The sequence below is a fragment of the Lentzea waywayandensis genome (assembly GCF_900115955.1).
GTDB classification, from domain to species: Bacteria; Actinomycetota; Actinomycetes; order Mycobacteriales; family Pseudonocardiaceae; genus Lentzea; species Lentzea waywayandensis.
In genome coordinates this window covers 690,751-712,566 of record NZ_FOYL01000003.1, presented here as the reverse complement: position 1 = coordinate 712,566, position 21,816 = coordinate 690,751, and the positions used below count along the sequence as shown (strand labels likewise).

At 67.8% G+C, this 21,816-nt stretch carries 22 protein-coding genes and 1 pseudogene; 6 read left to right on the top strand and 17 right to left on the bottom strand.

Features of this window, described 5'->3' with window-relative positions; all coding sequences use genetic code 11:
• Positions 1 to 9 precede the first annotated feature (9 nt).
• On the bottom strand, positions 10 to 2,004 hold the full coding sequence (locus tag BM417_RS14035; RefSeq protein WP_093592748.1) for a protein meaA: 1,995 nt from the start codon (positions 2,002 to 2,004) through the stop codon (positions 10 to 12).
• Between the two features lie 103 nt (positions 2,005 to 2,107).
• On the opposite strand from BM417_RS14035, the gene BM417_RS14030 reads away from it, so the two are divergent.
• Complete coding sequence (locus BM417_RS14030) at positions 2,108 to 2,395, top strand: hypothetical protein (RefSeq protein WP_093592745.1); 288 nt, start codon at positions 2,108 to 2,110, stop codon at positions 2,393 to 2,395.
• Here the strand turns inward: BM417_RS14030 and murA are convergent.
• Positions 2,385 to 3,653 (bottom strand): UDP-N-acetylglucosamine 1-carboxyvinyltransferase, encoded by a 1,269-nt coding sequence (murA, locus tag BM417_RS14025; RefSeq protein ID WP_093592742.1) that lies wholly within the window; start codon positions 3,651 to 3,653, stop codon positions 2,385 to 2,387. The genes BM417_RS14030 and murA overlap by 11 nt on opposite strands.
• Positions 3,654 to 3,688: 35 nt before the next feature.
• On the opposite strand from murA, the gene BM417_RS14020 reads away from it, so the two are divergent.
• Complete coding sequence (locus BM417_RS14020; RefSeq protein ID WP_093593717.1) at positions 3,689 to 4,261, top strand: cob(I)yrinic acid a,c-diamide adenosyltransferase; 573 nt, start codon at positions 3,689 to 3,691, stop codon at positions 4,259 to 4,261.
• A gap of 69 nt (positions 4,262 to 4,330) precedes the next feature.
• Here BM417_RS14020 and BM417_RS14015 read toward each other — a convergent pair whose 3' ends face one another.
• Together BM417_RS14015 and BM417_RS14010 are read right to left on the bottom strand one after the other, a co-directional pair.
• A complete protein-coding gene (locus BM417_RS14015; protein ID WP_245821907.1) occupies positions 4,331 to 4,762 on the bottom strand; it encodes a DUF2550 domain-containing protein in 432 nt (143 codons plus the stop codon).
• Between the two features lie 22 nt (positions 4,763 to 4,784).
• On the bottom strand, positions 4,785 to 5,150 hold the full coding sequence (locus BM417_RS14010) for a F0F1 ATP synthase subunit epsilon (RefSeq protein ID WP_093592737.1): 366 nt from the start codon (positions 5,148 to 5,150) through the stop codon (positions 4,785 to 4,787).
• A gap of 106 nt (positions 5,151 to 5,256) precedes the next feature.
• On the opposite strand from BM417_RS14010, the gene BM417_RS14005 reads away from it, so the two are divergent.
• The 3 genes and pseudogenes from BM417_RS14005 to BM417_RS49185 form a co-directional block, all read left to right on the top strand.
• On the top strand, positions 5,257 to 5,745 hold the full coding sequence (locus tag BM417_RS14005; protein ID WP_093592734.1) for a SigE family RNA polymerase sigma factor: 489 nt from the start codon (positions 5,257 to 5,259) through the stop codon (positions 5,743 to 5,745).
• Complete coding sequence (locus BM417_RS14000; protein ID WP_093592731.1) at positions 5,736 to 6,962, top strand: hypothetical protein; 1,227 nt, start codon at positions 5,736 to 5,738, stop codon at positions 6,960 to 6,962. Before BM417_RS14005 ends, BM417_RS14000 begins: the two co-directional genes overlap by 10 nt.
• Before the next feature lie 150 nt (positions 6,963 to 7,112).
• Positions 7,113 to 7,504 (top strand): annotated as a pseudogene (locus tag BM417_RS49185) (IS481 family transposase); the annotation flags it as partial.
• A gap of 23 nt (positions 7,505 to 7,527) precedes the next feature.
• Here the strand turns inward: BM417_RS49185 and BM417_RS13990 are convergent.
• From BM417_RS13990 to BM417_RS13935, 12 genes are all read right to left on the bottom strand, one after another.
• Positions 7,528 to 9,255 carry an ABC transporter ATP-binding protein gene (locus BM417_RS13990; protein WP_093592725.1) on the bottom strand — a complete coding sequence of 576 codons (1,728 nt, stop codon included), beginning with the start codon at positions 9,253 to 9,255 and terminating at the stop codon, positions 7,528 to 7,530.
• Positions 9,252 to 10,757 carry an ABC transporter transmembrane domain-containing protein gene (locus BM417_RS13985; protein ID WP_093592722.1) on the bottom strand — a complete coding sequence of 502 codons (1,506 nt, stop codon included), beginning with the start codon at positions 10,755 to 10,757 and terminating at the stop codon, positions 9,252 to 9,254. The genes BM417_RS13990 and BM417_RS13985 overlap by 4 nt, the downstream gene beginning before the upstream one ends.
• A gap of 16 nt (positions 10,758 to 10,773) precedes the next feature.
• Positions 10,774 to 11,940 (bottom strand): MFS transporter, encoded by a 1,167-nt coding sequence (locus BM417_RS13980; RefSeq protein WP_407656142.1) that lies wholly within the window; start codon positions 11,938 to 11,940, stop codon positions 10,774 to 10,776.
• A gap of 167 nt (positions 11,941 to 12,107) precedes the next feature.
• Positions 12,108 to 13,544 (bottom strand): F0F1 ATP synthase subunit beta, encoded by a 1,437-nt coding sequence (atpD, locus tag BM417_RS13975; protein ID WP_030480452.1) that lies wholly within the window; start codon positions 13,542 to 13,544, stop codon positions 12,108 to 12,110.
• On the bottom strand, positions 13,537 to 14,451 hold the full coding sequence (locus tag BM417_RS13970) for a F0F1 ATP synthase subunit gamma (RefSeq protein WP_093592716.1): 915 nt from the start codon (positions 14,449 to 14,451) through the stop codon (positions 13,537 to 13,539). The genes atpD and BM417_RS13970 overlap by 8 nt, the downstream gene beginning before the upstream one ends.
• Before the next feature lie 8 nt (positions 14,452 to 14,459).
• Positions 14,460 to 16,106, bottom strand: a complete 1,647-nt coding sequence (atpA, locus tag BM417_RS13965; protein ID WP_093592713.1) for a F0F1 ATP synthase subunit alpha — start codon at positions 16,104 to 16,106, stop codon at positions 14,460 to 14,462.
• Positions 16,107 to 16,152: 46 nt separating this feature from the next.
• Positions 16,153 to 16,986 (bottom strand): F0F1 ATP synthase subunit delta, encoded by an 834-nt coding sequence (locus BM417_RS13960; RefSeq protein WP_093592710.1) that lies wholly within the window; start codon positions 16,984 to 16,986, stop codon positions 16,153 to 16,155.
• 3 nt (positions 16,987 to 16,989) lie between these two features.
• Positions 16,990 to 17,532: a F0F1 ATP synthase subunit B gene (locus BM417_RS13955; protein WP_093593714.1), complete on the bottom strand. Its 543-nt coding sequence runs from the start codon at positions 17,530 to 17,532 to the stop codon at positions 16,990 to 16,992.
• 36 nt (positions 17,533 to 17,568) lie between these two features.
• Positions 17,569 to 17,823, bottom strand: coding sequence for an ATP synthase subunit c family protein (locus BM417_RS13950; protein ID WP_093592708.1), 255 nt, complete (start codon positions 17,821 to 17,823; stop codon positions 17,569 to 17,571).
• A 64-nt stretch (positions 17,824 to 17,887) separates the two neighbouring features.
• Complete coding sequence (atpB, locus tag BM417_RS13945; protein ID WP_093592705.1) at positions 17,888 to 18,664, bottom strand: F0F1 ATP synthase subunit A; 777 nt, start codon at positions 18,662 to 18,664, stop codon at positions 17,888 to 17,890.
• Positions 18,665 to 18,813: 149 nt separating this feature from the next.
• Positions 18,814 to 19,260: a hypothetical protein gene (locus tag BM417_RS13940; RefSeq protein WP_093592702.1), complete on the bottom strand. Its 447-nt coding sequence runs from the start codon at positions 19,258 to 19,260 to the stop codon at positions 18,814 to 18,816.
• A gap of 49 nt (positions 19,261 to 19,309) precedes the next feature.
• Positions 19,310 to 20,068, bottom strand: coding sequence for an AfsR/SARP family transcriptional regulator (locus tag BM417_RS13935; RefSeq protein ID WP_093592699.1), 759 nt, complete (start codon positions 20,066 to 20,068; stop codon positions 19,310 to 19,312).
• A 128-nt stretch (positions 20,069 to 20,196) separates the two neighbouring features.
• Here BM417_RS13935 and BM417_RS13930 point away from each other — a divergent pair, with 128 nt between their 5' ends.
• Positions 20,197 to 20,583, top strand: a complete 387-nt coding sequence (locus BM417_RS13930; protein ID WP_143138642.1) for a hypothetical protein — start codon at positions 20,197 to 20,199, stop codon at positions 20,581 to 20,583.
• A 9-nt stretch (positions 20,584 to 20,592) separates the two neighbouring features.
• On the opposite strand, the gene BM417_RS13925 is transcribed toward BM417_RS13930, so the two are convergent.
• Positions 20,593 to 21,735, bottom strand: coding sequence for a glycosyltransferase family 4 protein (locus tag BM417_RS13925; protein ID WP_093592693.1), 1,143 nt, complete (start codon positions 21,733 to 21,735; stop codon positions 20,593 to 20,595).
• Between the last annotated feature and the right edge of the window lie 81 nt (positions 21,736 to 21,816).

Genomic DNA, 21,816 nt, shown 5'->3' with positions numbered 1-21,816 from the left:
ACTAAGGCCCTACGAGAGAGAACGCACCTCTCGGATCACGGTGACGATCTCGTCCATGATCTCGGTCAGCTCGTAGTCCTTGGGCGTGAACACCCGCGCCACCCCACGATCGCGCAGCTTCGCGGCGTCGTCCGGCGGGATGATGCCGCCGACGATCACCGGGATGTCCCCGGCGCCGGCCGCGCGCAGGCCGTCCACCACCGCGGGCACCACTTCGAGGTGCGAGCCGGACAGGATCGAGAGGCCGACGACGTGCACGTCCTCCTGCACGGCCGCGGCGACGATCTGCGACGGCGTGAGGCGGATGCCCTGGTAGACGACCTCGAAGCCGACGTCGCGGGCTCGCACGGCGACCTGCTCGGCACCGTTGGAGTGGCCGTCGAGGCCCGGCTTGCCGACGAGCATGCGCAGGCGTTCGCCCATCTCCTCGCCGGTCGCGCGCACCCGGTCACGCACGCGGGCGATCTCCGAGCCTGCCTCGCCGGATGCCGAGGCGCCGGAAACGCCTGTGGGGGCACGGTATTCACCGAACGTCTCACGCAATGCCTGCGACCATTCGCCCGTCGTGACTCCGGCTCGCGCACAGGCCAACGTCACCTCCACGAGGTTCCGGTCGGTCTTCGCGGCTTCGCGCAGAGCGTCCAAAGATGCTTCTACCGCAGCGTTGTCGCGGTTCGCCCGCCACTGCTGGATCGCCTCGACGGCGTGCAGCTCGACGATCGGGTCGATGGTCTCGATCGAGTTCGCGCCCTCGGCCTGCAGCGGCGACGGCTCGGTCGTGTCGAACTTGTTGACACCGACCACGATGTCCTCGCCCGCCTCGACGCGGCGGCGGCGATTCGCCAGTGAGGACACCAGGTTCGACTTCATGTAGCCGGACTCGACGGCCGCGACGGCGCCGCCCATCGCCTGCACGCGGTCGATCTCCTCGCGGGCACCGGCAAGGATCTCGCCGACCTTGGCCTCGATGACCGGGGAGCCGTCGAAGATGTCGTTGTACTCCAGAAGATCCGTCTCGTAAGCCAGGACCTGCTGCATGCGCAACGCCCACTGCTGGTCCCACGGGCGCGGCAGGCCGAGGGCCTCGTTCCACGCCGGGAGCTGGATCGCACGCGCACGGGCGTTGCGGGACAACGAGACCGCGAGCATTTCCAGCACGATGCGCTGAACGTTGTTCTCCGGCTGCGCCTCGGTCAACCCCAGCGAGTTCACCTGCACGCCGTAGCGGAATCGGCGGTGCTTCGGGTTCTCGACGCCGTAGCGCTCCAGCGTGATCTCGTCCCACAACTGGGCGAACGCGCGCATCTTGCACATCTCCTCGATGAACCGCACACCGGCGTTCACGAAGAAGGAGATGCGGGCGACGACCTCACCGAACTTCTCCTGCGGCACCTGACCGGAGTCGCGCACCGAGTCCAGAACGGCGATCGCCGTGCACATCGCGTACGCGACCTCCTGTGCCGGCGTGGCGCCGACCTCCTGGAGGTGGTAGCTGCAGATGTTGATCGGGTTCCACTTCGGCACGTTCGACACGGTCCACGCGACCATGTCGGTGATCAGCCGCAGCGACGGTCCGGGCGGGAACACGTAGGTGCCCCGGGACAGGTACTCCTTGATGATGTCGTTCTGCGTCGTGCCGGCGAGCGCCGACGGGTCCGCGCCCTGCTCCTCGGCCACGGTGACGTACATGGCGAGCAGCCACATGGCCGTCGCGTTGATCGTCATCGACGTGTTGGCGCCGGCGAGCGGGATCTGGTCGAAGAGCTGCCGCATGTCGCCGATGTGGCTGATGGGCACGCCGACCTTGCCGACCTCGCCCTTCGCGAGCTCGTCGTCGGGGTCGTAGCCGGTCTGCGTCGGCAGGTCGAACGCCACGGACAGGCCCGTCTGGCCCTTGGAGAGATTTCGCCGGTAGAGCGCGTTGGAAGCCGCGGCCGAGGAGTGCCCCGCGTAAGTGCGCATCACCCAGGGGCGATCGCGTTCGCGGTCAGCTGGGTACGGCACAGCAACCTCCCACATCGTCGTTCATCGGAGCGTACTGGCCGGTAACCATTGCTGCGCGTGCGATTGCTCACTGAATCGTGACCACTGGGAGCATGATGAAGAGGTGACGGGCTTCTACCAGACTGCGGTCGTCTTCGGGGTTCTCGGCTTGCTGGCACTGGTGTTGAGGTACTTCGCGGGCAACGACAAGAGGCCCGTGCCGGATCTGGACGGCACGGACTTCGGGTTGCTGAACGAGGTGGCGGTCGTGCCCACCGAAGAGGCCGCGAACGTCCTCGTGCAGAAGTTGAAGCGGAACGGGGTGCGTGCCACGCGCTCGCGAAACGCGCCTTACCGGGTGATGGTGTTCCCGGCGGACGTCGCGAACGCGCGGCTGGTGCTCAGGAGCTGACGCGTTCCACGTCGGCCCCGAGCTTGCGGAGGTTTTCCACGAACCCAGGGTAACCACGCTCGATGTGGAAGATCTCGTAGACCTCGGTGGCCCCGTCCGCGCACAGACCGGCGAGAACAAGCCCCGCACCAGCGCGAATGTCCGAAGCCCACACCGGCGCGCTCGACAACTTCTCGATGCCGCGGATCACGGCGTGGTGACCGTCCGTGCGCGCATCGGCCCCGAGCCTGATCATCTCGTCGATGAACCGGAACCGGGACTCGAACAGGTTCTCGGTGATCATCGCGGTGCCCTCGGAGACCGTGGACAGCGCGATCGCGAACGGCTGGTTGTCCGTGGCGAAGCCGGGGTACGGCAGCGTCACGAAGTCGACGGCCTTGGGCCGCCCCTCCATGACGACGCGGAACCCTTCGTCCTCGCCGCCCTCGTAGACGGTGACCTCGGCGCCCGCCATGCGCAGCTTCTCCAGCACCAGGTCGAGGTGGTGCGGATTCACGCCACGCACCCGCACGTCGCCACGCGTCATGACGGCGGCGAACCCCCAGGTGGCGCCGACGATCCGGTCGCCGATGACGCGGTGCTCGGTCGGCTTGAGCTCGGTCACGCCGTGGACGGTCAGGGTGGACGTGCCGGCGCCCTCGACCTTCGCGCCCATCTGGTTGAGCATCAGGCAGAGGTCGACGATCTCGGGCTCACGCGCGGCGTTGTCGATGACCGTCGTCCCGGTGGCCAGCACAGCCGCCATCAGGATGTTCTCGGTAGCGCCCATGCTCGGGAAGTCGAGCCAGATCTGCGTGCCGTGCAGCCCCTCGGCCTCGGCGACGATGCAGCCGTGCTCGATCCAGGTCCGCGCGCCGAGCTTCTCCAGACCGCTCTGGTGCATGTCCAGCGGCCGCGACCCGATCGCGTCCCCACCGGGCAACGCCACGACCGCGCGCTTGCACCGCCCGACGAGCGGCCCCAGCACGCAGATCGACGCCCGCAGCTTGCCCATCGCCTCAGAATCAGCGCGGTGGCTCAGCTCCTGCGGCGTCGTGATCCTCGCCACGTCACCGTCGAGCTCGACCTCGCACCCAAGACTGCGCAACGCGTCCGCCATCAGCGGCACGTCGAGGATGTCCGGGCAGTTGGTGATGGTCGTCGTACCCTCAGCCAGCAGGGCAGCGGCCATCAGCTTGAGCACGCTGTTCTTGGCGCCGACGACATCAACTTCGCCGACCAGCCTTGCGCCACCGTGTACCCGGAAATGCTCGCTCACGCGGCAATCCTACGTACGCCCATAGAGTGCCGGTCATGGCGGTACATCTCACCAAGATCTACACGCGGGTCGGCGACGACGGCACGACCGGCCTCGGCGACTTCTCCCGCGTCCCGAAGACCTCACCACGCATCGAGGCGTACGCGGACGTGGACGAGACGAACGCGTCCCTGGGCGTAGCCCTGGCCCTGGGCCAGCTGGCCCCGGACGTCTTCGAAGTGGTGCGCAAGGTGCAGAACGACCTCTTCGACGTAGGAGCGGACCTTTGCACCCCGATCGTCCCTGACCCGAAGTACCCGCCCCTCCGCGTGACTCAGGCCTACGTGGACCGCCTGGAGGGCTACTGCGACACGTTCAACGAACGCCTGGGCAAACTCGACTCGTTCATCCTGAACGGCGGCACCCCAGGCGCAGCGCTGCTGCACCAGGCACGCACGATCTCCCGCCGCGCAGAACGCCGGGCGTGGTCGCTGATCGAGGCCGACGCGGAACACACGAACGTGCTCACGGCCAAGTACCTGAACAGGCTCTCCGACCTGCTGTTCATCCTGGCCCGAGTGGCCAACCCGGACGGCGACGTGCTCTGGCAGCCAGGCGAAAACGCCTGACCCACGCAACGGCCCCTGCAAACACGAAGGGCGCGTCCCCACAGGAACGCGCCCTTCGCAGCTCTCAAATCAAGAAGCCCAAGGAATGGACCGCCCAGGCGGCGCGGACTCGAGCCAGGACAAGAACCCGGTGAGCGCATCCGGCCCCATGGCGATCTCGACCTCACCAGAAACCGACCGACACCTCAGCACGATGGCCCCGACCGGCATGGCATAAGCCTCCGGCCCGGTGGGCTCCCGCCGAGCGTCGATCTCCAGCCCGTCCCGAGTGATCAGCTCGTTGGGCCCGGACCCGAGCGACAACACCCGGAACCAGGCGAACTTGTCACCCCGGTAGTGCCCCACGCCCAGGTGCCAGCCACGCCCGCGATCATCGAACTGGCTGCGCAACGCGACGTGCACGCCACCCTCACGCAGCAGCCGGATGCGGCGCCAGGCGAAGTAGGCGATGACGATCGCCACCCCAAGAAGGATCAGGCCGGCAATCTCGGTGATCCCCACGGCTGCGGCCTCGTGCCCGGTCTCAGGCCGACTGTTCCACGGCCCGCACGCGCGCTGCCGCACGTGCGCGCTCTGCGTCATCCGCGTCCTGCAGCGCTGTGCGCGCCGCGTCCACGTCGATCTCGCCCGCCAGTTCGGCGTCCTCGGCGAGAATCGATACGCCGGTGCCGGTCACGGACAGGAAGCCACCGTGCACCGCGGCGGTGACCAGGCCACCGTCGGTCGTGCGCACGCGCACCACGCCTCCCTCGACCAGCTGGCCGAGCACGGGCTCGTGACCGGGCAGGATGCCGATCTCGCCCTCGGTGGTCTGCGCCGAAACAGAGGTGGCCGTACCGGACCACAAACGGCGTTCAACGGCGACCAGTTCAACGGTCATCTCGGCCACGCGTATCTCCCTCGTCGTCTGGAGTCGAACTGAGTCTAAACGGTCGCCTGACAACCTTGCCGCCCCGCCCGGTGTCAGTACCTTCGACGACCGCCGGAGGGGGGACATGCAGGACTTCGAGGACTTCGTGGCGTTGCGCTCCCAGGCACTGTTGCGCACCGCCTACCTGCTGTGCGGCGGCGACAGAGGCGCCGCTGAGGACATTCTGCAGGACGTCCTCATGAGCATGTACGGCAAGTGGCGCCGGATCAGGACCTCTCCTGAAGCCTACGCACGTGCCGCGCTGGCCAACGCGGCCGCGAACCGCTGGCGACGGCGTTCGCGCAAACCGGAGGCACCGCTGGAACTGGGGGCGGTACCTACGGCTCGCGGGCACGAGCAGCAGGTCGTGGACGCGGACAGCGTGGTGCGTGCGCTGGCGCAACTGCCGAAGCAGATGCGCGCCGTCCTGGTGCTGAGGTTCTTCGACGACCTCAGTGAGGCCGAGACCGCACGCGCGCTTGGTTGCGGCATCGGCACGGTGAAGAGCCAGACCTCGCGCGGCCTCTCCCGCATGCGGGAACTGATGGGTGAGCAGGTGCTGACGTGGAACTGAAGCAGGCAATGGAGGCCGCGACCTCAGAACTGGACGTGCGGCCGGGATTCGTGGGGGACGTGATGGCCGGGGGACGACGAAGGCACACGCGCAAGCTGGTGACGGTGACCGCGGTGGTGGCGCTGCTCGCGGGCGTGACGACGGGAGTCGTGCTGACGCGTTCGACAGAACGATCAGCAGACCCACGGCTGACAGCGGCGACGACCGGGCCGCTCGCCGGCGACTCCGAGTTCATCGCGACCGCGTCGCACCTGTGGAGCGAGGCGCAGAAGGACGAGCCGTGGAAGCGAGACGAGCCCGTGACCGAGGTCTCATCGAAACCGAACGTGTTCTGGACCGGGCAGACGCCGACCGGCCCTGCGGCCCTGGTCGCGCAGGAGGTGTGGGTGCGGACCTCCGAGCACCCCGCGACGCTCGTCGGCCTCGTGGCCGACGGCAAAGTGGTGAACCGCGAGATCGTGCTCTCGGAGGCGAGGGACCGCGAGGCCGGGCTCTACCGCTTCGGCCCCGTCGGCGACCAGTACGTGGTGCTGACCCTCGGCAAGACGGTGTCCTGGTCGCAGAACCCGAAGCGCGGCCCCGACAACCGTCTGACCCGCACCTGGGCCTCCGCACCCCACGACGAGGACGGCGTCGTCTTCACCGTCGTCCCGCCGGAAGAACGGCCCGTGTTCGTGCGCGGCGACTCCGTGCCCCAGTCCGACGACTTCACCCAGCCCACGATCCTCACCGGCGACCTTCAGCCGGACCGCCCCTTCGTGCCCCATCCCGGCCTCGGCTGGGAAGGGCAGTTCTGCGCCACGGCCTTCCCGGAGCAGAAGAACTCCTGGCCGGGCCTGAAGCTGCAGGCGGTGCAGCACGAACTGCAGAAGCGCGCCCTGCTCGACTACATCGTCAGCTGGGAGGCGACCACCGACTGGAGCGTCTGCGCGTGGCTGCCCGACGGCCGCTACGCCCTGATGTTCGAGTCGTTGGGCGAGCTGTACGGCGCGCTCTACCAGCCCGACGGCACGTTCAGCGCACCCGTGGTCGGCGGCAAAGCGGTCAAGGGCGAGCCTGCGGTGCTGTCACTGCCGGACGGCCAGGGCACGATCGTCGCCGACGCCAACGCCCTCGTCGGTCCTCAGGAACGCGAGCACGCCTGGCTGGCGCCCAGCGGCACCAAGGAGGTCACCGTGCGCCAGAAAGGCGTTCCCAAGGTGATCCAACTCCCCTAGCTGTGTTGATCGGGGACGTTGGTCGTGTGACGACTCCTGGAGTGGTGTGGAGCTGTCTGACGGCTTCCACACCACGACCCAGGAGGTCTTCGTGTCTCGCGCTCACGCGGCGTTGACCTCGCGTGCCCGGTTACGCCTGGCCGCTGCGCGGTCGGTGTCGCTCCGTCGACCGCGCATCAGATCCTGGTGCGCTGCCGGTTCAACCGGCTCCCGGTGCTGGACCGCCGCACCGGCGAGCCGATTCGCCGCTGTGAACACGCCGCGCCCGGCGATCTGCCGCACGCCGGCTTCACAATGCTGGGCAACATCCCCGACGGAGGCGGCTGGCGCTTCGTCGGCCGGGTCCAGGGCGACCGAAACCGGTTCGCCACACCGGGCACGCCACCCCAACGCCTCACTCCACAACTGGGCCACGGGTTCGTGCACGTCGTGCTCGACGACCACAGCCGCGTGGCCTGCGCCGAGATCCACGACGATCAGCCGCCGCCACCGCGATCGCAGTCCTGCACCGAGCCGTCGACTGGCTCGCCGCTCGCGGAGTCCGACCAGTGCGCGGTCAACACACCTAGCCGTGCCACGAACGCCAGAGCGTCGCGTAGGTGCCGTCCCTGGCGACCAGATCGTCGTGAGAGCCCAACTCCACGACACGACCCGCATCGACGACCGCGATCCGGTCGGCGTCACGCGCGGTCTGCAGCCGGTGCGCGATCGCGATCACCGTGCGTCTCTCCCGCACGGCCGCGATCGCGCGCTCCGCATGCCTGGCCGTGGCCGGGTCGAGCGAGGACGTCGCCTCGTCCAGCACCAGCGTGTGCGGATCGGCGACCTCGACCCGCGCGAGCGCGAGTTGTTGCGCCTGTGCGGGATCCAGCTCCAGCCCGCCCGCGCCCAGTGCCGTGTCGAGGCCTTCCGGCAACTCCTCGAACCACCGCGCGTCAACGGTCCGCAACGCTTCGAGCAGCCGTTCGTCTGGCGCGTCCGGGGCCGCCATCGCGAGGTTCTCCCTGACCGTGCCGATGAACACGTGATGTTCTTGCGTCACCAGCACGATCCGCTGCTCACCGGCCGCCACGAGATCCGCGACGGGCACTCCGCCGACGAGCACCGACCCCTCCGCCGGCCGGTCCACACCCGCGATCAACCGTCCCAGCGTGGACTTGCCCGCGCCGGAGACGCCGACGATCGCCAGCCGTTCGCCCGGCTGCACCACGAGATCGACGCCGTGCAACACCTCGTGGCCGTCCACATAGGAGTAACGGACACCACTCACCTCGATGCGGTCGCCGTCCGGTTCGCTGACCGCGGGCGCCGCTTCGACGTGAGCCCCGATCCCCTCGATGCGCGCGAACGACGCGCCACCGCGCTGCAGGAACTCCACCCAGAACAGAATGCGGTCCATCGGCTCAACGAGCCGCCACACCCAGAGCACCGCCGTGACGACGACCTCGATCCGCATGCCGTCGGCCGCGTAGAGGAAACCCCCGGCGACGAGCACCAGCGCGGTCGGCAGCATGTTCACGAAGGTGGTCACCGGGAACAGCACGTTCCTCAGCCGGAGAGTCCTCAGCCGCGCCCGGTACGAGCGCGCGACTGTGCGGTCCGCGGCCGCCACCATCCGGTCCCGCAGCCCGTACGTCTCGATCGTCCGGCTGCCCTCGCCGACCGCCGCGGAGATCTCCGCGACGTCCCCGTTGGCCTCGCTCTCCGCGAGGTACGCGTCGCGCGCACGGACCAGGTACCAGCGCACCACCCACACGACGAAAGGCATCCCTGCCAGCGAGACGAGGCCGAGCACCAGGTCCAGCCAGAACACCGCCACGAACACGACCAATAGGTGTGTGGCGCCCGCGAGCACCTCGGGCACGCTGTCCCGCAACGCCTGGCCGACCGTGCCGACGTCACTCGTCACGCGCGTGAGCAGATCCCCGGTGCTCAGCCGGTCCACCACTCGCGCGGGCAACGCCAGCGTGCGCGCCACCGCCTCCTCGCGCAACGAGCCGAGGAACCGCTCGCCGAGCCTGGCAGTCAGCAAAGCGCTGTACCGCACCAGCATCAGGTGCACCAAGGCCGCGCCGAGCACCCCCAGCGCAAGCCGGTCCACAGTGGACAGGGTCAGGGACCCTTCCTCCACCCCGCCGACGATCTTGCCGAGCAGGTACGGCCCGACGAGCCCCGCCAACGCCGAGAGCGCCGTGAGCACCAGCACCACGGCCAGCGCACGCCGTTCGCCCCTCAGCAACCGCGCCGCCGCCCGCCTCACTTCACGACGGTCCGCGATGGGCAGCCTCGTCATCGGCTCTCCTCCAGGTGCACGACCTGATCCGCCTGCCCCGCCCACAACGGTGACGACGACACGACGACGGTGGTCCGCCCCGAACGCCGCTCCCGCACCCTCTTCGCCACCACTGCCTCGGTCACCGCGTCGAGCGCGGACGTCGGCTCCACCAGCACGAGCAGCTCCGGTTCGCTCAGCAACGCCCGCACGAGCCGCAGGCGTTGCCGCTGACCGCCGGACACGTTGCGCCCCTGCGACTCCAGGTGCGAGTCGAGCCCGTCCGGCAGCGCCTCCACGACGTCCAGCGCGGCCGCCGCGTGCAACGCCGCGTCGAGCTCGTGATCACCGTGTTCCCCCACCGACACCGCCTCGCGCACGGTCCCCGCGAACAGGTAGTCGTCGTTGTCCGCCACCACCGCGGGCAGTCGCTCGACCGCCTCCCTGGCCAGCGTCGCGTTCGCCGAGACGACCACGGTCAACGCACCGGTCTTCACGTCCAGCGGCCCCGCGCCGTCGTCCTTCTCCTCCGGCCGCAACCGAAGCACGTCCACGACCCGCCCCGCCGACACCAGCGCACGGGGAATCGCGTCCGCCCCTTCCATGAAGAAGCTGACCGGCACGGTGAGCGTGGTGACGTACAGGTACACCGCGACCATCTCCTCGACCGAGATGGCTCCGCTCACCACCATCCGGGCCACGATCCACGTGACCACCGCGAGGAACAAGGCGGGCAGCCCCCACGTCAGTGCCTGCACCCAGCTCAGCCACGCCGACACCCGGTAGCCGTCGCCGAGGACCTCTGTGGACATGGCCCGGAACCGCGCCTCGAACGCAGGCTTCCCGCCGATCCCCGACAACACCCGCAGGCCGCCCACGATGTCGCCCGCCCGTGAGCTCAGTTCCCCCTGCCGCTGCCGGTACCCGGCCTCCACGGCGTGCAACCGCCGCAGGACAGGTCCGGTGACCACAGCGAGCACCGGCACACCGAGCAGCACGACGACCGCGACCAGCGGTGAGATCCGCACGAGCAACACCGCCGTGGCGACGTACGCGACCACCGCCCCCACCCCGGGCCCGGTACTGGTCAGCGCGTGCGCGATCCGCGCCGTGTCCCCGTTCTGCAGGTACGTCAGCTCCCCGGTGGACAGCTTCCGCCGCACCACACCACCGAGCCGTGTCACGTGCCGGACGACGATCTGCGCCGTCCGCAACGAGGCGTCGGTCCGCACCAGCGTCATCGTGCGATGCCGGGCGATGAAGATCAGAGCCATTGCCGCCGCCACCGCGAGCAGGGCGGCGCACCACCACACCAGCGCGACGCGATCACCGCCCCGCAGACCGTCCTCAATGGCCTGAGAGATCAGGTACGGCGGCAGGATCAGCCCGCACATCGACAACGAACCCCACCACGCCCCGGCCAGTACCCGCCCGCGCTGGGCGAGCACCAGCCACCACAGGTAGCGCCAGGGCGAGCGCAGATCCGGGTCTCCCGGATCGTCGTACGGGACGTGTCGGGCCATACCCCCGACCTTGCCATCATCCGGCGGGCGCCACGACCGATTTCGCCTTCAGCCCAATCGCACCAACGGCCGTGGCGCCCAACGCAGCTACGAACGCGAACGCGTAGAAGCCCCACGGGTGCGCCAAACCAGCCGTGAGCAACGCACCGCCCAACAACGGTCCACTGATCGCGCCCAACCGTCCAATGCCGGCGGCCCATCCGATGCCGGTGGCCCGGTTCTCCTCGTAAACCCGCCCCGCGTAGGCATAAACGAGCACCTGCGCGCTGAACACGAAGAACCCGGCGAGAAGCACAGCGACGTAAACCCCGAAGCCGGGCAACTTGATGCTCAGCAACGCCAGGAACACCACGGCAGCCGCGAACCAGCCGATGGCAGCGGGCCTGATCCCGATCCGGTCCGCCACCGCGCCGGCGACCAGAAGTCCAATCACAGCACCGATGTTGAGCGTCAGCAGCAGCGCGAGCGCCGTGCCGAGCTCGTACCCGGCGCTGCGCATGATCTGCGGCAACCAGGTGTTGAGCCCGTACACCAGCAACAGCCCCATGAAGGAGGCCACCCAGAACGCGATCGTCGCCTTCCGCAGCCCCGGCTTGAACAGCGACCCGACCGCCTCCAGCGCGGGAGCCCTGCGCGCCACCGTCTCCGGCAAGTGCTTGACCATCAACGGAATCAGCACCAGCGCGGGCAACGCACCCACGACGAACAGGGCTCGCCAGCCGACCTGCGGAATCAGCACGATCCCCAGCAGCGCCGTGATGACCGCACCGACGTGATAGCCGGTCATGATCAGCGTGGTGGCCCGTCCGCCCTGCTGTGGCCGAGCCTCGTTGACCAACGCGATCGCGGTGGGCAGACACCCGCCAAGGCCGAGCCCGGCGAGGAACCGGAGGATCCCGAACGTCGTGGCGTCCGGCGCGAACGCACAGGCCAGCGTGAACACGGAGAACCCGGCCACGGCGTAGATCATCACCTTGCGCCGCCCGATGACGTCGGTGATGGTCCCGATGATCAGCGCGCCGAGCATCATCCCGACCAGGCCTGCCGTGGACACCGCACTGGCACTCGCCGTCGTGAGCAGCTTCTCCTGCAACAGCACAGGAATCACCGTGCCCAGCACCACGAGGTCAAAGCCGTCGAGCAGGACAGCGGTCCAGCACAGCGGCAACACCCATTTGTTCACGCGCTCTTCCTCCTCGCTGAGGGGCCTGGTGATGCCGAGCATCGTGCGACGTCAGGGCCCGCAGCCGGGAGTGCGATTTCCATTCACCGGAAACGTCATGTGCTCCGGACATGACGAAGGGCCGCCCCTCCACAAAGGAGGGACGGCCCTTCGAAAGTCAGCGAGCCTCAGTTACCGGCAAGCTTCTTGGCGTTGGCCTCGACGTCGTCCAACCCGCCGCAGGAGAAGAACGCCTGCTCCGGGAAGTGGTCGAACTCGCCCTTGCACACGCGGTCGAACGCCTCGATCGTGTCCTTGATGGGCACGAAGGAGCCGGGCTGACCGGTGAACTTCTCGGCCACGATGAAGTTCTGGCCGAGGAAGCGCTCGAGACGACGGGCGCGACCGACGAGGACCTTGTCCTCTTCGGAGAGCTCGTCCATGCCGAGGATGGCGATGATGTCCTGCAGCTCCTTGTACTTCTGCAGGATCCGCTTCACCTCCTGGGCCACCCGGTAGTGCTCCTCGCCGACGATCGACGGCTCGAGGATTCGAGACGACGACGACAGCGGGTCGACGGCCGGGTAGATGCCCTTCTGTGAGATCGGACGGGAAAGCTCCGTCGTCGCGTCCAGGTGGGCGAAGGTCGTCGCCGGGGCGGGGTCGGTGTAGTCGTCCGCGGGCACGTAGATGGCCTGCAGCGAGGTGATCGACCTACCGCGCGTCGAGGTGATGCGCTCCTGGAGCTCACCCATCTCGTCGGCCAGCGTCGGCTGGTAACCCACGGCCGAAGGCATGCGGCCCAGCAGGGTCGACACCTCGGAACCGGCCTGGGTGAAGCGGAAGATGTTGTCGATGAAGAGCAGCACGTCCTGGTTCTGCACGTCGCGGAAGTACTCCGCCATCGTGAGAGCGGACAGCGCGACGCGCATACGCGTGCCGGGCGGCTCGTCCATCTGACCGAAGACGAGAGCGGTGTCCGCGAGAACACCCATCTCTTCCATCTCCAGCAGCAGGTCCGTGCCCTCACGGGTGCGCTCACCGACGCCGGCGAACACCGACGTACCGGAGAACTCACGGGCAATACGGGTGATCATCTCCTGGATGAGCACCGTCTTGCCGACACCCGCGCCGCCGAACAGGCCGATCTTGCCGCCCTTGACGTACGGGGTGAGCAGGTCGATGACCTTGATGCCGGTCTCGAGGATCTCGGTCTTGCCCTCGAGCTGGTCGAAGGCGGGCGCCTTGCGGTGGATGCCCCACTGCTCGCCGTCACGGCCGAGGCCGGGGACGTCGAGGCAGTCACCGAGGGCGTTGAAGACGTGGCCCTTGACGACGTCGCCGACGGGAACCGAGATGGCCTTGCCGGTGTCGGTCACGGTCGTACCGCGCACCAGACCGTCGGTCGGCTGCATCGAGATGGTGCGGACCAGGTTGTCGCCGAGGTGCTGCGCGACCTCGAGGGTCAGCGTCTTGGCGACGGCCTCGAAGGTGATCTCGGCGTGGCAAGCGTTGAAGAGCTCCGGCACGGCGTCGCGCGGGAACTCCACGTCGACGACCGCACCGATCACCCGGACCACACGGCCGGTGCGGGTGGTGGTGGCAGTAGCACTCATGTCAGTCATCACTTCCTGCGCCACCGGTAAGCGCGGAGGCGCCACCGACGATCTCGCTGATCTCCTGGGTGATCTGGGCCTGACGGGCCGAGTTCGCCGCCCGGCTGAGGTTGCGCACGAGCTCCGTCGCGTTGTCCGTCGCCGCCTTCATGGCCGTACGACGAGCTGCCGACTCCGAAGCCGCAGCCTCCAGCATGGCGGAGAAGAGCCGCGTCTTCACGTACTTGGGCAGCATCGCTCCGAGCAGCGCTTCCGCGCTGGGCTCGAAGTCGTACACCGCGCGCGGGCCCTTGGGGGTCTCACCGGTGTACTCGACGTCCATCGGCGCGATCCGCCTGGCGGTCGGCGTCTGGCTCAGCATGGACTTGAACTCGGTGTACACGACGTGGATCTCGTCCACGCCCTGCGCACCGTCCTCCGTGCCCTCCAGGAACGCCTCCACCAGCGCGTCACCCGCCTCGACGGCGTCGACGTAGTGCGGGGTCTGGGAGAACCCGCTCCACGACGCGGTGACCTCGCGGCGACGGAAGTTGTAGAACCCGATCGCCTTGCGGCCGGTCGCGTACAGGACCGGTTCCTTGCCCTCGGACTTGAGCAGCTCGATCAGCTGCTCCGCGGCCTTGAGGACGTTGGAGTTGTAACCACCGCACATGCCCTTGTCGCTGGTGACGACGAGGACAGCGGCGCGCTTCGGGTTCTTGCGTTCCGTCAGCAACGGGTGGTCGAGGTTCGCCGAGGCCTCGGCCAACGCGGAGAGCACGTTAGTGATCTCGTCCGCGTAGGGGCGCGAGGCCGCGACCCTGGTCTGCGCCTTGGCGAGGCGAGACGTGGCGATGAGCTCGTACGCCTTCGTGATCTTCTTGGTCGAGTTGACCGTTCGGATCCGCTGGCGGAGCTCCCGAATCTGTGCGCCCATGGCTCAGATCACTTCTTGGTGGGCTCGGGCTTGTGGACCTTCACCGACTCCTGGGCGACCTTGTCGGCGTCCATCGCCTTCTCGGGCGCCTCGTTGACGATCGTCGTGCCGTCCGAAGCGGTGAACTGCTTCTTGAACTCGGTCACGGCGGCGACAACGCGCTTCTGCGAGTCCTCGGGGAACTTCTTGGTCTCCACGATGGAGCTCAGCAGGTCCGCGTGGTTGCGGCGCAGCGAGTCCTTGAAGTCCGCGACGAAGCGACGGATGTCGGCGACGGGGACGTCGTCCAGGTGACCCTTGGTCGCGGCGAAGATCTCGACGACCTGCTCCTCGACGGGCACCGGGGAGTACTGGCCCTGCTTGAGCAGCTCGACCAGACGGGCACCGCGGTCCAGCTGGGCGCGCGACGCGGCGTCGAGGTCGGACGCGAACGCGGAGAAGGCCTCCAGCTCGCGGAACTGCGACAGGTCGAGACGCAGCGAACCCGCGACGTCCTTCATCGCCTTGATCTGCGCGGCACCACCGACGCGGGAAACGGAGATACCCACGTTGACGGCCGGACGCACACCGGCGTTGAACAGGTCGGACTCGAGGAAGCACTGACCGTCGGTGATCGAAATGACGTTGGTCGGGATGTACGCCGACACGTCGTTCGCCTTGGTCTCGATGATCGGGAGACCCGTCATCGAACCGCCACCGAGCTCGTCCGACAGCTTCGCGCAACGCTCGAGGAGACGCGAGTGCAAGTAGAAGACGTCGCCGGGGTAGGCCTCGCGGCCCGGCGGGCGGCGCAGCAGCAGCGAGATGGCGCGGTACGCCTCGGCCTGCTTGGTCAGGTCGTCGAAGATGATCAGGACGTGCTTGCCCTGGTACATCCAGTGCTGGCCGATGGCGGAGCCGGTGTACGGCGCCAGCCACTTGAAGCCGGCCGAGTCAGAAGCGGGGGCGGCGACGATCGTCGTGTACTCGAGTGCGCCCGCCTCCTCCAGCGCGGCCTTGACGCCCGCGATGGTGGAGCCCTTCTGGCCGATGGCGACGTAGACGCAGCGGACCTGCTGCTTCGGGTCGCCCGACTCCCAGGCCTTCTTCTGGTTGATGATCGTGTCGATGCAGACCGCGGTCTTGCCGGTCTTGCGGTCACCGATGATCAGCTGACGCTGACCGCGGCCGATCGGGGTCATCGCGTCGATGGCCTTGATGCCGGTCTGCATCGGCTCGGACACCGGCTGACGCTGCAGCACGGACGCCGCCTGGAGCTCCAGGGCGCGGGTGTCGTCGGCGACGATGTCACCGAGGCCGTCGATCGGCGTGCCCAGCGGGTTGACGACGCGACCGAGGAAGCCGTCGCCGACCGGCACGGACAGGACCTTGCCCGTCCGGCGGACCTCCTGGCCCTCTTCGATCTTGTCGAAGTCACCGAGGATGACCGCACCGATGTTGCGGACCTCGAGGTTCAGTGCGACGCCGAGGACGCCGCCGGGGAACTCGAGCAGCTCGTTGGTCATCGTGCCCGGAAGGCCCTCGACGATGGCGATGCCGTCGTAGGTCTCGGAGACGGTACCGACCTCTTCCCGGGAGACCTCCGGGGAGTAGCTCGAGACGTACTTCTCGATCGCACTGCGGATCTCGTCCGACGAGATCGTCAGCTCCGCCATGTCGTTCCTGCTCTCACTTCTTCGTTCTTGGGAAAGGGCTCGGGGGCTAGCTGGCGAGATTGCGGCGCAGTGCCGCCAACCGGCCGGCGATGCTTCCGTCGATGATCTCGTCGCCGATCTTGATCGAGAGGCCGCCGCCCAGCGAGGGGTCGACCTCCACGTGCAGCGCGATCGGGCGCGAGTAGATCGTGGTCAGCGTCGCGGTCAAGCGGTCGACCTGCTCCGCGGTCAGCGCCACGGCGGACCGGACGTGCGCGACGGAACGCTGACGGCGCTTGGCCGCCAGGTCGGCGAGCTCGGAGAGCCCGTCCGCCACACGCACCCCACGCGGGTTGCGGACCAGCTGGTCCACCAGCGTCTTGGTGACCGGGCTGACCTTCCCCTCGATCAGGGAGTCGACCAGCGCGACCTTGCCGGCGGTGTCACCGGCGGGGTCCGCCAGCAGCAGCTCGAGCTCATTCGAACCAGCAACGATGCGGCCGAGCCGGAACAGCTCGTCCTCGGTCGAGTCGAGCTGACCGTCACGCTCGGCACGCACCAGCAGCGCGGTGCGGGCGAGCGACTCGACACCGTCGACGAGCTCGCGCGGGCTGGACCAGCGCGAGGTGACGACGGCGACCAGCACCTGCAGGGTCGCATCGCTCACCTTGCCACCGAACAGGCCGGTGAGCAGCTGCTCACGGCCCGCAGCCTCGGACGAGGCGTCGGCGAGCGCGCCACGCAGCGACCGCTGCTGAATCAGCAGGCCGAGCACGGCGAAGAGCTCCTCGCCGAGCTTGGCGAGGTCGTCCGTCGACGTGGTGGCGTCGGCCAGCTCCAGCAGCCGCAGTTCCGCGGCTGCCAGAGCTTCACGACTTGCGGCATGCAACGTCATCGGCAGCCTCTACTTGCTCGCGGGCGCCGCGACGGCGTCCAGCTCGTTGAGGAAGCGGTCGACGGTGCCACGGCGGCGGGAGTCGTCCTCGAGGGACTCGCCCACGACCTTGCTCGCCAGCTCGACAGCGGTGCGGCCGAGGTCGGCACGCAGCTCCGCGACGATCTGGGCGCGCTGAGCGTCCAGCTGGTGCTGGCCCTGCGCGATGATGCGCGAGGACTCGGCCTGCGCCTGCTCACGCAGCTCCTCGACGATCTGCAGGCCTTCGGCCCGGGCGTCGTCGCGGATGCGGGCGGCCTCGGCGCGAGCCTCGGCCAGCTGCTCCTTGTACTGCTCAAGAGTGCGCTGAGCCTCGGCCTGAGCCTGCTCCGCCTTCTCGATGCCACCCTCGATCTTGGCCGTCCGCTCCGCGTACAGCGCCTCGAAGCGCGGCGAGACGAACTTCTTGATGACGAAGAGGAGGAGCAGGAAGGCGACGAGCCCGAGGATGATCTCCGCGGTGTGCGGAATGACCGGGTTGACCTTCGCAGGGTCCTCCGCGGCCAGGATCAAGGCGTGGAACACGACGTCTCCTAACGCGTTGAAGGGTTAGGCTGCGGCGGTCGCGATGAAGTAAACGACGAAGCCGATCAGCGCGAGGACCTCGACGATGGCGAAGGTGGTCCACGCGAGGCCGAGCAGCACGCCGCGGGCCTCGGGCTGGCGGGCGGTGCCGCTGATGACCGAGGAGAAGATCAGGCCGACACCGATGCCGGGGCCGATCGCGGCGAGGCCGTAACCGATGGCCGCAAGACCCGGGTTGATGTTTCCGTCGAAGGCCTGGGCGATCTGGAGAGCGCTCACTGTTGCTGTTCCCTTTCCAACTCGGTCCGCGAGTGTTCGCGGATCGGAGGCTTAGTGCTGTTACTCAGTGCTCTTCTGCCAGCGCCATGCCGATGTAGCTGGCAGACAGCAGCGCGAAGATGTAGGCCTGCAGGCACATGATCAGTGCCTCCAGGAAGGTCAGCGCGATGGCGAAGGCGAAGGACACCGGCGCCACGATGACGGTCAGACCGCCATTCAGCAGCAGGAACTCACCAGCCAGGGTGAACACCAGCAGCAGCAGGTGACCCGCGAACATGGCCGCGAAAACTCGGACCGCCAGCGTGATCGGGTTCAGGATGAACTTCTGGATGAACTCGATCGGAATCAGCAGCGGGAGCACGAACCACGGCGCGCCCGGCGGCATCGTCTGGTGCTTCAAGTAGCCCACGAAGCCGTGCCGCTTGAACCCGACGAAGTGGTACACCGGGTAAACGACGAGCAACGAAACGGCGAGCGGGAAGCCGATGTGCGACATCGTGGGGAACTGCACGATCGGGATGAGCCCGAACAGGTTGTTCACCAGGATGAAGCAGAAGATCGTGAGGACGAGCGGGACGAAGGGCTTGAAGTCCTTCGCGCCGATCTGCTCCCTGGCGATGTTGTTGCGCCCGAAGTCGTAAAGCGACTCGGCGGCGAACTGGAACTTGCCGGGAACGACCTTCAGGTTGCGCGTCGCCGCAATGAAGAAGACACCGATGATCACGATCGACAGCACCAGCAGGACCATCGGCTTGGTGACCGAGCCGAAGATCGGCGGGAGGAAGAAGTCCTTCACACCGGGAGCGACGAACTCGCCCCCCGAAGCCAGCAACTTGGTCACTGTGTTCCTTCCGGTTCTCCCGGCCGGCGTTCACTCCGCCGGGGGAATCGTCACGATCTGGACTTAACGTACCTTACGGTTCGCAAGCGACTACCAGAGGCACCCCTGCTATCGGGTGTCCCTGGTCTGCGCGGACCATATCAGCAGGTCTAGGCGCCTTCGGACGCGGGGACCACCATCTGACTACGGCTGCGCTTGGAGGCTCTGGCCTCCAGGAACGACGTCACGAGCACTGTCGCCACCAGGGTGATTCCGAGTGCCTTGGGTTCAAGCCACTGCTGGTTGCGCAGCAGGATCACCGCCAGTAGCAACACGATCAGCTTGCCCATGAATCCGCCAAGAGCGGCGACCATCACGAACATCGGATCAAGCGCCGCCGTCTTGCGCATCAACAACAACGTGGCAAGGCTCGAACCGATGGCGATCGCACCACCGATCAATGATCCGAAGAGACCAGCGGTCCCCCAGATCACAGTTGACACGACGACGCCGAGGACAAACGTGCCGAGTGCGGCCCACGCCGCCTCGCGGAACATTTCCCCGGCGAGTCGCTGGACGGTCAGCTCGTGCGTGACGGCCTTGTCCGCGTCGCTCATGTCCCGAAGTCTAGGAACCCGCAATGCGGCACCTGCGGGCAGCCCCTGATTAACGACGGTTAAGCGGCCCCAAACAAGATGGCGCGCCAATTTCCCGGCCGCACAGGATCTGATCGTGGAGCTCCGCCAGCCGTCGTCCCGGCCGAACTCCCAGCTCGTCCGCGAACATCCGGTGAACAAGTCGATAGATCGCCAGCGCGTCCGCCGAACGCCCGCCGCGATGCAACGCGAGCATCAGGAACTCGGCGAACCGCTCCCGCAACGGATGCCGCCGGGTCAGCGTGCGCAGTTCGGGGACGAGCTCGCGGTGCGCGCCCAGTTCGATCTCCAGCTCGATCCTGCGCTCGACCGCGACGAGTCGTTCCTCGTCGAGCCGATCGGCCTCGAACCGCATCGCCTCCGACACCACATCGGCCAGCGCCGGGCCGCGCCACAGCGACAACGCCTCACGGAGGTCACCGAGATGGGTGCGGGCATCAGCGTCGCGGCGCGCCACCAGAGCACGGAACCTGTGCAGATCCACCTGATCGGCGTCCACGTCGATGCGATAGCCCGTGCTGCTGCGCACGACCGATGGACCGAAGCCGCCGAGTGCCTGTCTCAAGCGCACGACGTAGACCTGCAGTGTCGAGTTCGCCCGCGACGGTGGTTCGTCCCAGATCTGTTCGGCCAGGTCGGTCTGCGAGACCGGTCTGCCCGCGCGCAGCAGAAGGGCGGCCAGAAGGGCACGCAGCTTGCTCGCTTTGAGCGTCAGCGCGCCGTCGTCGATCGAGAGTTCTCCGAGCAGTCCGAACCTGCAGCTCTCCATGGCTGTCGTTCCCCCCAGGCAGTCAACCACCAGGGACGCTACTCCATTCGCCTACTCCTGATGTAGGCGAATTGGAGCAACGGGGGGTTAGCGTCGGTCCCGTTGACGACCACCTCTTGGGGGATCCGATGAGCAAGATCCGAAGGACTGCGATCGCGCTGACCGCCGTGACGGCTGCTCTTCTCGTAGCCGCACCTGCGGCTCATGCGGACGAGAGCGGGATGAGTGGCGGTATCACCGTCACCGCCCGAGGCAGCGGCGGCCATGTCACCAACACCTATGCAGGTGTCAGCACTCTCAGCACGTACCTGTCGTTCACCGGGTTCTTCAAGGTGTACGGCCCGGACTACAGCTCCGTCTCGCCCACGCAGAAGTGGGGCGTGGGCCGCATCTGGAACGTCCAGGTCGACCGCAACTACTCCGACGGCCAAATGCACTGTTCCGAGGGCTGGTCACTGCAGGACGACGGCACGTTCAAACTGCTCGGCCGCCCGTGCGTGGAGAACCCGATCTGACCTGTCTCGTCAGGACTTGCTGCGGGCGTCCCGGAGCCGGGGGATCACCGAGACCACGAACGTCACGATCAGCCCGATGACGAAGCACGTGGCCACGATGATCGGGTCGAACAGCGTGAGCGCGACCGCACCGAAGGCCAGGACGCCGGCCCACAAGTAGATGAGCAGCACGGCGCGGCGCTGCGAGTGCCCGATCTCCAACAGCCGGTGGTGCAGGTGCATCTTGTCCGGGGAGAACGGGCTCTCGCCGCGCCGGGTGCGGCGGATGATCGCCATCAGCAGGTCCAGCAGCGGCACGAACAGCACCGCGGCCACCACGATCAGCGGCGAGAGCAGACCGAGCAGGTCGGCCGCGCTGCCGGTGGCCTGGTTGATCTTGCCGGACGCGCTGGTGGTGGCGGCGGCGAGCATGAGGCCGATGAGCATCGAGCCCGAGTCGCCCATGAAGATGCGCGCGGGGTTGAAGTTGTGCGGCAGGAAGCCGAGGCACGCGCCCGCCAGCACGGCGGCGATCAGGGCCGGCGGGTAGGCCTCGACGGCGCCCTGACGTTCGACGAGCAGACCGATCGAGAACACGGCGGTCGCCGCGGCGGCGATGAGGCCGATGCCCGCCGCCAGCCCATCGAGGCCGTCGACGAAGTTCATCGCGTTGATCATCGTGACGGCCAGCAGCACCGTCAGCAGCGCGCCCTGGTTCTGGTCGAGTGAGATGGTCGCGCCGCCGTCCCACGGCACCCACGCGATCATCCACTGAAGACCGAACAACACGAGGATGCCCGCGGCGGTGACCTGTCCGGCGAGCTTGGTGAGCGAGTCGAGCTCGAACCTGTCGTCGATCGCGCCCACGAGCACAATGACGCCGCCCGCGACGATGACGCCCCACGGGTCGTTGGAGAAGTCGAACGCCGCCCGCAGCACCGGCAACTGGTGCGCCACGAACATGCCGCACAGCACGCCGCCGTAGATGGCGACACCACCCATACGCGGCATCGGCTGCACGTGCACGTCTCGTTGCCGCGGGTAGGCCACTGCCCCGAGCCGGAACGCCATCGCGCGCACCAGACCCACGAGCAAAAACGTCACGACGGCAGCAATCAACGCGACGAGCAGGTACTCGCGCACGGGAAGGACGAACGAGGATGCGGGCCCCACGGGCCTACCAATCAATCGGGGGTGTTCGGGGTGCTCGCCACGGTACTCGCGGCGATCATGATCAATTCTGGCAGCCGCAAG

What these genes read in the sequence shown, in the direction of transcription:
- BM417_RS13970 (WP_093592716.1), bottom strand. Translation starts at nt 14,451, where the DNA reads ATGGGCGCACAGATTCGGGAGCTCCGCCAGCGGATCCGAACGGTCAAC.
- BM417_RS13985 (WP_093592722.1), bottom strand. Translation starts at nt 10,757, where the DNA reads ATGGCCCGACACGTCCCGTACGACGATCCGGGAGACCCGGATCTGCGC.
- atpD (WP_030480452.1), bottom strand. Translation starts at nt 13,544, where the DNA reads ATGACTGACATGAGTGCTACTGCCACCACCACCCGCACCGGCCGTGTG.
- atpA (WP_093592713.1), bottom strand. Translation starts at nt 16,106, where the DNA reads ATGGCGGAGCTGACGATCTCGTCGGACGAGATCCGCAGTGCGATCGAG.
- BM417_RS13935 (WP_093592699.1), bottom strand. Translation starts at nt 20,068, where the DNA reads ATGGAGAGCTGCAGGTTCGGACTGCTCGGAGAACTCTCGATCGACGAC.
- BM417_RS14005 (WP_093592734.1), top strand. Translation starts at nt 5,257, where the DNA reads ATGCAGGACTTCGAGGACTTCGTGGCGTTGCGCTCCCAGGCACTGTTG.
- BM417_RS13940 (WP_093592702.1), bottom strand. Translation starts at nt 19,260, where the DNA reads ATGAGCGACGCGGACAAGGCCGTCACGCACGAGCTGACCGTCCAGCGA.
- BM417_RS13990 (WP_093592725.1), bottom strand. Translation starts at nt 9,255, where the DNA reads ATGACGAGGCTGCCCATCGCGGACCGTCGTGAAGTGAGGCGGGCGGCG.
- BM417_RS14020 (WP_093593717.1), top strand. Translation starts at nt 3,689, where the DNA reads ATGGCGGTACATCTCACCAAGATCTACACGCGGGTCGGCGACGACGGC.
- BM417_RS13930 (WP_143138642.1), top strand. Translation starts at nt 20,197, where the DNA reads ATGAGCAAGATCCGAAGGACTGCGATCGCGCTGACCGCCGTGACGGCT.